We start from the raw sequence: 8292 nt of genomic DNA, 5'->3' as shown, positions 1-8292 counted from the left end.
CAAATATGCAGATAATTCCTGAAAATAAAGCATCTTCGAATTTTTCAGCAACCCCTAATTATGATTTTTTTAAAAAAACAATTTATTTTTTTTCTGCTTCTTTCATTTCCATTTATAATTAACGCACAAAGCAATTATAAAGATCCAAAGCAAACCAATGTAACCGGTAAAGATGTTATTGCCGATACACCATGGCATATGAAAAAAACTAATGGGTCAGGAGGGTTAAACGGTATCCCTGTTCATGTTTTTATCAAAGATGCTAACTTAACAAATAGTAATGCCGATCTTATCTATGTAAACATTTATATAAAAAATGCAAAAGATGCATCATTCGGAAACCCTATCACTTTTAATACATATACTGACAGTGCATTCCTTTCACTTTTCTCTGCAAAATCGGTAACTGAAGCCACATTAGATGTCCAATCGTTTGATGAAAGCCTTCCGGTTAAAGACCCAAATTATACCATTCAATTTACAAAAGATAATTCATGGCTGGATGGAGATTATGTTAATGTAAATCATCAATTCTGGTATTTTACAATTACCATTCCTCCTGATAAATTAGTTGGGTTTGATGATATAGTTGACATTAAAGTTTATTTTTCTTTAGGCGGACTTGAAGCTGATGATGAATTATATTTCAGGGTATTCAGATATGACAATACTTTCCCGAAATTACAGGATTGGTACCGTGGCGAAGCACATTATCATACAATGTACACAAACAATTCTGCGGAATATGGATTGCCTTTAGTAAGCACTAAAGAAATTGCAAAAATTGTTGGACTCGACTGGATAACTTCAACAAATCATTCATGCGATTATGATGAATATGGTTCAAGTATACAAAGTAACTGGAACCGCGAAACATCAGAAATCCAAACCTTAAATGACCAGGATAACTCCATGTTGTTTATTCACAGTGAAGAAGCATCAGTAAAGAATAGTGCAGGTAGTGTTGTTCATATGCTTTGCTATCCTCAAAGTTCATCGCCATACTCTTTGCCATACCTTGGCGACGGTGGTGGTGACTTATCATCGACTTCAATTACCATTAATAATATCATTGACACACTTACAGCCAAGGGAGGTTTCGCATATGCTGCACATCCATTTTCCGGAGGCGATAAACTTTCTTCATTAATCAGTGGAGGAATTTGGAATTTAAACGATGCAGGATTTTTGGCTAATGGTGCAAATTCTGCAGGTCATGATGTGGTGATATGTAATAACACATCATACGCATCTGATATATTTTCAACAAATACAAGCATGGAACTTTTTAAATCAAAAATTAAAGGCGGACAAATCTGGAATTACCACAATACTATGGCAACTACCGATGAATCGTTTAATCCATGGAATGTAACATATGATAGCGGAATTACACCTTTTGTTGTTTATGATTCAACCAATACTTCATCAAGTATTAATCGTTTTCTGGGTGGATTAGAAGTAACGAAATACCTTCTGAAAAAAGGATTGATAATGAAAAATAACAATAATGCTTTGAATAATTATAAATTTTATATTTCTGCAGGAAGCGATGCTCATGGCGATTTTAATTATTGTAATACAAATTTTGTATATGGTGTTACCGGCGACATCAGTGATGATGCTATAGGAAAATTAACTACACTGGTTTATTGCCCATCAGGAATGGGAAATGCAGGAAGCAATATTTTGTCATCACTTGAAAATGGAAATTCAATTATATCTGATGGTCCCCTGGTTTCAATTGGAATAAGCATTGACGGAAATAACAGCACTTCGGAATATATAGTAGGACAGGAAGCAACACCAACAGTAGCCGAATATCAAAATGCGAAATTGAAATTAGATATAGTTACTTCTGCCGAATTTGGAAACTTTAATAAATTAAAATTTATTGTAGGTACTCAAAATGGAGAACACACTATTTATCTGCCACTTGATTCATCAGTATTAAATAAATCTTATATCTACAATGTCGATTCATTATTGCTGCTTTTTATTGCCCCCGATAGTATTCAGGATAACAAATATTTTTACATTCGTGCCGAGTTAACTACATATAAGAATTATGGTACACTAAGTTCCATTTATAAAAGGTCTTCCGAAAATTTTAATTGTTATACCAATCCAATTTGGATAAAAAAACCAGCTATTACTGTTGGAAATATTTCTGACATCTATTTTTCAGGAATAAATTTTTATCCTAACCCTGTATACGACAACTACAATATTTCATTAAACCTGAAAAAGAATGCAACTATTCATTATGAAATATTTGATTTTAGCGGTAGACTAATAAGTAAATCCACTTCGCAGGATTTTTCGGAAGGAGAACATATCATTAACATAACAACAGAATCATTAGCAACCGGAATATATACCTTAAACCTGACTATTAATAATCAACATAAAATCACAAAGTTTACAAAGCTTAATGATTAAAGAAAAAAAATATAAAATTGGTCTTGTATTAAGTGGCGGCGGAGTAAGAGGCTTTGCTCATGCCGGAGCGCTGAAAGCATTAAATGAAGCCGGTATTTTTCCTGGAATCATATCGGGTACAAGTGCAGGAGCAATTGCAGGATCATTATATGCAGACGGGAAAAACGGGGATGAAATAATGAATATGTTTTCGGAAAAAAAACTATTCAAATACCTAGAAATTGTTATTCCCAAAAAAGGTCTTTTAAAAATGACAGGACTTACAAAAATCATTTCACAAAATCTGAAAGCAAAAACATTTGAAGAACTTACCATTCCATTAATTGTTACTGCAACTAACTTAAATGAAGGTATCTGTAAATACTTTAGCAGCGGAGAACTTCTCAAACCTATACTAGCTTCTTCTACAGTACCTGTTATATTTGCTCCAATTAAAATAGATGAAAAATCCTTTGTTGATGGAGGTGTATTAAATAATTTTCCAATAGAACCTGTTGAAAAAATATGTGACTTTATAATAGGAATTCATGTGAATCCTTTTGGTTACTGTGAAGAATTTACCAGTATTATGAGTATTGCCGAACGTTCTTTTCATTTAAGTTTTTCATCGCACATGTCAAAAAAAATAAATAAATGTGATATTTTTATTGAACCTATAGGACTTGAAAAATTTAAACTCCTTGATATTTCTAAGATCAATGAGATATTTAATTTAGGATACAAAGAAACTAAAAGAATACTATCTGAGAATCAGGAAAAAATATCGTTGATGCTTTCATTGTAGTAAATCATTGATAGCTTTCTGAAGTATTTCTTTGTGATCAAATGCCAGTTCATCAATTTCCTTTATCCTAACCCATTTAACATTATTCGCATCATCAGCAGCAGAATAAAAAATATCCTTTGAAGGAACATATCCTGTGAATACAACTGAAATCGTTCTCTGACGTGGATCACGTTCAACTGCATCGAAAGTATAGAACTGCTTTAATTCAACTCTGCATATTTTTGTTTCTTCTTCAAGTTCTCTTTTTGCAGCATTTTCCAATGTTTCGTTAATTTCAACAAACCCTCCGGGAAAAGCCCACATATTTTCAAATGGAGGATTACTACGCTGAATAAGCAAGACATAAATATCATTTTTTTCTTTTGTAAAAATAATTATGTCAACAGTTACAGCTATTTGAGGATATTTGTATATGTATGTCATGAATACTTATATCATTTTTTTCCTATTATTAGTGAATTTCCCATTGCTACCGGAATTCTCTTAACAAAATGAAGTCCTGATTTTTGGAACCATTCCTTGATTTCCGATTCGGTATAAGTGTCGCCTTTTTCTGTTCCAACAAGCATATTCAATGCAAACATAGCTCCCTGCACAGGTTCGGTCCTGTTATCTTTCATAACATGATCTTGTATAACAACTACTCCTTTGGGGTTTAATGCTTTTACACATTTCTTCATAAGCCTAATATTTTCGGAATATGAATTTATATGAACCACAGCTGAAATAAAAATAAGGTCATATCCTTTAGGAAGTTCACATTTATTATAATCGCCGGCAAAAGTGTCAACTTTTTTTAAATACCCATTTTCTTTAATAAATTTTTTTGTAATAGGTATAATATTGGGTAAATCGAAAACTGTTGCTGTAATTTGCTTTCCCGCATCAGTAAAAGCCATAGCATGAGCACCGCTTCCACCGCCAATGTCAAGAACCCGATTAATATTTTTCATGTCGATAAGCTTCACGATATCCGGCGCCTGGCGTAATGCACGATAATGCATAGCATTGATAAAAACTTTAAGCCATTCTTTGTTTCGATTATTAATCAATTTAGGCCTTACAATAACAGATCTTCCCTTTTTTATGCTTTCCGTTAAATTTGTCCATGTATCCCAAACATTAATGGAATGCAAAAGCCCCGACATAAAATCACGCTTGCCAAATACAAAATACTTTTCAGAGTGTTCAGCATTACTGAATAAAATTCCCTTTTTTTCTAAAAACCCTAATGCTGTTAAAGCATTCATAAGTCTATCTGTAGCACGTGCATTTGCTTTAATTTTTTTTGCAACAATTTTCGATGTCAATGGTTTTTTATCTAAAATCGTAAAAATTCCAAATTCTAAAGCAGTCAATAAAATACGGCTTTTCTGGAAATGGCGGACATATTCAGTTATTTCTCCCGGAGAAACTTTTTTTTTCATAAAACATTTCTTGATAAAATACGTACAAAGGTAACAAAATGTATAAAAGCTTAGATTTAAAGAGTACTAGTGTTAGTTGATTTTGAAATGGCGGTTATTCTGAGTTCATCGAAAAATGAATCACATACAGAATATATCACATTTCGATAAAATCAATGTGATATATTAGACTTAACACCACACATTCATCTTTGCAAAATGAAGATAAACATTTATTGAAAGAACTCTTAAAAATATGAGCTTTAAACATTATGATGATAATTTTTTTTGAAAAAATTTGTAATTCTAAAAATTTAAATAATACTTTTGTAAAAATAACATTATTATATAAAAAATATATCATAAAATAAAATCTATTGGCAGACAAAAAATATAATATTATCTACACATACCTATTGATTACCTTTTTTAATAAATTCAATATTGCATCTGCCTTTTCAATTTATTACATTTGTTTAGTAAGAAATTTTAGCTTTATTTCTTTCCCGACTATCACAAAATAAATTATAAAGTGCTAACCCAAAAAAATTAAATATATGATTAAGAAAATTACAATCCTGTCAGTTATTGCTGTCCTTATTTTTTCATTGATTTATGTAGATAAATCTGCTTTCTGCTGGACAGATGGTCAACAAGGTCCCGGATATAGCGGATCTCCCGGTGATAATTATAATGACTGTAGTGGTAATGGTATGACTCAATGCCATTTTACAGAAGGGTTAAATGTAACTGGTTGGATTATTACCGATATCCCATCAACAGGATTTATTGGAGGAACAGTATATTCTATTACCTGTAAAGCTCCAAACTCCGCTCAGTACGGCCTGGAAATAACAGCCGAAACAGCAGGAGGTAATAAAGTAGGTTACTTTGCAAGCGGAGCCGGATTCACAGTATATTCCAATAAGTCATGTGTTTCAAATCAACTTCAATCATCATGGGTTTATTCATGGACTGCTCCTGCTAATGGAACAGGTCCTGTAACATTTTATGCTTCTTTTGCTGCAACTGAAACCCAGGCAAAAAATTGTTTTTTAACAGTACAGGACGCTTGTACAGCTCCTTCAGTAAGTATAAGCCCGGTAAATCCAACCATCTGTAAAGGGGAACAAACTACATTAACAGCAAATGGAAATTCTACTGCTTATGTTTGGAGCAACTTAGCAATAAATAATTCCATAACAGTTGAACCGGATACAACTACCATATATACTGTTACAGGTACTTTGGCTGGTTGTCCTTCATATATTAGCACTACTGTAACAGTAAAAGATTTGCCAGCTACTCCGGTAATTACACAGATCGGGACTTATCTTTCATCATCGGCAACTACAGGTAACCAGTGGTATAACTCTTCCGGATTAATAACAGGTGCAACAGGCCAGACATATACTCCGACAACTGTTGATACCTATTACGTAATTGTTACAGAAAATGGATGTGAATCAGAACCTTCAAATTCAATATTTACAAGTATTCCACATACACCTGATGCAACATATTCTTTTGAAATCTATCCAAACCCTGCAACTGATGTTATTTCTGTTTCATATGAAAATATTAAAAATGTAAATTTCTACGTATATAATGTTCAAGGAAAATTATTGTTTACAAAATCTGCAAAAAATAAAAACACAAAAATCAATATCTCCGATCTTGGAAAAGGAGTATACTTCATTAAAGCTGAATGTGCAGAAGGAACAATAATAAAAAGATTTGTTAAAGAATAATTATATTGGTTTAGGTATTTTGGATTATAAAAAAAAGCAACTGGTGAAGTTGCTTTTTTTTTATAAATTAAAGTTATATCATCTTTTTTATTTCTCCCCAAACATCATCAGGTATTTTAGCTCCAATCTGTTCAATCACATGTTTACCCAATAATGAACCTATTCGTCCACATTCATTAATAGATATTTCATTTAATAAACCAAAAAGGAATCCTGCTGCATATAAATCTCCCGCACCAGTAGTATCAACAACATTTGTATTTATTGAATCTATTTTAAATATTTCTCCGTTTGTTTTTACCAGCGACCCTTTTTTACCAGTTTTCACTACAGCTACATCGCACCATTGCGCAATATGGTTTAAAGCTTCTTCGGGATGATGACCAGTCATTGCTTTAGCTTCATCTTCGTTTGCAAATATAATATCTGCATATTCTTTACTGATATATTCCAAAAAGTCGCGATGAGCTTCCACAACATTAAAACTTGCAAGATCAAGGGAAACCTTTAATCCATTTTTTTTAGCCAAACCACAAGCTGTTTCAATAAGAGAATAATTCTGTAAAAGATAACCTTCTATATGAAGAAGGTCGTATCCTTTAAAAAATTCCGTTTTAATATCTTCTGCAATAAGTTCTACTGCTGCACCAAGATGTACGGCAAAAGTTCTTTCACCATCAGGGCTTACAAGAGCAACAGCAACTCCTGAATCTGAACTGCTTTCAAGTAGATATGTTTTAATTTTGTTTTTCTCCATATCATCCTTAAAATACTTACCCATTTCATCTTTTCCAACTTTGCCAATAAATCCAGTTTTTATACCTAAACTTGAAAGCCCATGTATGGTATTTGCTGCAGAACCTCCACTTGTAATGGTACGTTTAAAATTTTTTGTTTTTTCAATAATATTACGCGAAACATTTTTATCGACAAGCTGCATGCTTCCTTTAGGAAGTTTTAATTCCGAAAGTAAAGAATCATCATTTATTTGTGTCATCAAGTCAACCAACGCATTTCCAATACCCAAAATTTTCTTCATAAAATATATTTTTTTGCAAATTTTAAAAATATTATTGGAGAATTCAAAATTTACTTTTACTTTTGCACACCTTAAACATGAATATTCCTTTTTAACTCATCCTGATAATTATCGGAAGGTTATAGCATCAATAAGGAGGAGTAAAAAATATCGTTCTTTTAATAATTAAAACATAAAATAAATTCCTCCTTAGCTCAGTTGGTTAGAGCATCTGACTGTTAATCAGAGGGTCGCTGGTTCAAGTCCAGCAGGGGGAGCAAAAGCCGCACTATCAGCGGCTTTTTTGTTGTATGGATAAATATTTTGTTTATGTTTTGAAAAGTGTTTCTTCTGGTAAACATTATACGGGTCAAACAATGGATGTTCAACGCAGAATTATTGAGCATAATGAAGGGACGCTTGGTAAGTTTACTAAAAACAAAGGCCCTTGGAATTTAATTTTTTCAAAAGAATTTGATTCCAGAGCCGAAGCTATGCGTTATGAAAAATATTTAAAATCCGGTGTTGGTAGAGATTTCTTAAAAAATAATGTAACTGATTACTAATATGTCGCTGGTTCAATCCGCCGTGGCGGACAGCAGGGGGAGCAAAAGCCACGGTATCAGTGGCTTTTTTGTTGTATGGGGAAATTTTTTGTCTATGTTCTTAAAAGTGTTTCTTCCGGTAAACATTATACCGGGCAGACTAATGATATTCATCGTAGAATTTATGAACATAATGCTGAAATACTTGGAAAGTTTACTAAAAACAAAGGTCCATGGATTTTGATTTTTTCAAAAGAATTTGATTCAAGAGCCGAAGCTATGCAATACGAAAAATATTTAAAATCCGGTGTTGGTAGAGATTTCTTAAAAAATAATGTAACTG

General features: G+C 32.5%; 8 protein-coding genes and 1 tRNA gene. 6 read left to right on the top strand and 3 right to left on the bottom strand.

The genetic code is table 11. The features are described from left to right. Positions 1 to 60 precede the first annotated feature (60 nt). Entirely contained in the window at positions 61 to 2442 is a 2382-nt protein-coding gene (locus PKK00_14490) for a T9SS type A sorting domain-containing protein (protein ID HNW99611.1), read from the top strand. After that, complete coding sequence (locus PKK00_14485) at positions 2435 to 3226, top strand: patatin-like phospholipase family protein (protein ID HNW99610.1); 792 nt, start codon at positions 2435 to 2437, stop codon at positions 3224 to 3226. Before PKK00_14490 ends, PKK00_14485 begins: the two co-directional genes overlap by 8 nt. On the opposite strand, the gene PKK00_14480 is transcribed toward PKK00_14485, so the two are convergent. Then, positions 3218 to 3652 carry an NUDIX hydrolase gene (locus PKK00_14480; GenBank protein HNW99609.1) on the bottom strand — a complete coding sequence of 145 codons (435 nt, stop codon included), beginning with the start codon at positions 3650 to 3652 and terminating at the stop codon, positions 3218 to 3220. The genes PKK00_14485 and PKK00_14480 overlap by 9 nt on opposite strands. 11 nt (positions 3653 to 3663) lie before the next feature. Beyond that, complete coding sequence (locus PKK00_14475; GenBank protein HNW99608.1) at positions 3664 to 4656, bottom strand: methyltransferase; 993 nt, start codon at positions 4654 to 4656, stop codon at positions 3664 to 3666. 536 nt (positions 4657 to 5192) lie between these two features. On the opposite strand from PKK00_14475, the gene PKK00_14470 reads away from it, so the two are divergent. Further along, positions 5193 to 6386, top strand: a complete 1194-nt coding sequence (locus PKK00_14470) for a T9SS type A sorting domain-containing protein (protein HNW99607.1) — start codon at positions 5193 to 5195, stop codon at positions 6384 to 6386. A gap of 73 nt (positions 6387 to 6459) precedes the next feature. Here the strand turns inward: PKK00_14470 and PKK00_14465 are convergent, their stop codons facing one another. Continuing rightward, on the bottom strand, positions 6460 to 7425 hold the full coding sequence (locus PKK00_14465; protein ID HNW99606.1) for an adenosine kinase: 966 nt from the start codon (positions 7423 to 7425) through the stop codon (positions 6460 to 6462). 183 nt (positions 7426 to 7608) lie between these two features. Here PKK00_14465 and PKK00_14460 point away from each other — a divergent pair. From PKK00_14460 to PKK00_14450, 3 genes are all read left to right on the top strand, one after another. Further along, a tRNA-Asn gene (locus PKK00_14460) sits at positions 7609 to 7682 on the top strand. Between the two features lie 33 nt (positions 7683 to 7715). Further along, positions 7716 to 7970 carry a GIY-YIG nuclease family protein gene (locus tag PKK00_14455; protein HNW99605.1) on the top strand — a complete coding sequence of 85 codons (255 nt, stop codon included), beginning with the start codon at positions 7716 to 7718 and terminating at the stop codon, positions 7968 to 7970. Positions 7971 to 8045: 75 nt separating this feature from the next. Beyond that, positions 8046 to 8292: GIY-YIG nuclease family protein (locus PKK00_14450; GenBank protein ID HNW99604.1), on the top strand; the 247-nt coding region annotated here is incomplete at its 3' end.

It is taken from the genome of Bacteroidales bacterium, from assembly GCA_035353855.1.
Lineage (GTDB): Bacteria > Bacteroidota > Bacteroidia > Bacteroidales > CG2-30-32-10 > DAOQAK01.
Note: the sequence above shows the minus strand (reverse complement) of the source record. Positions and strands in the feature narration are given on the sequence as shown.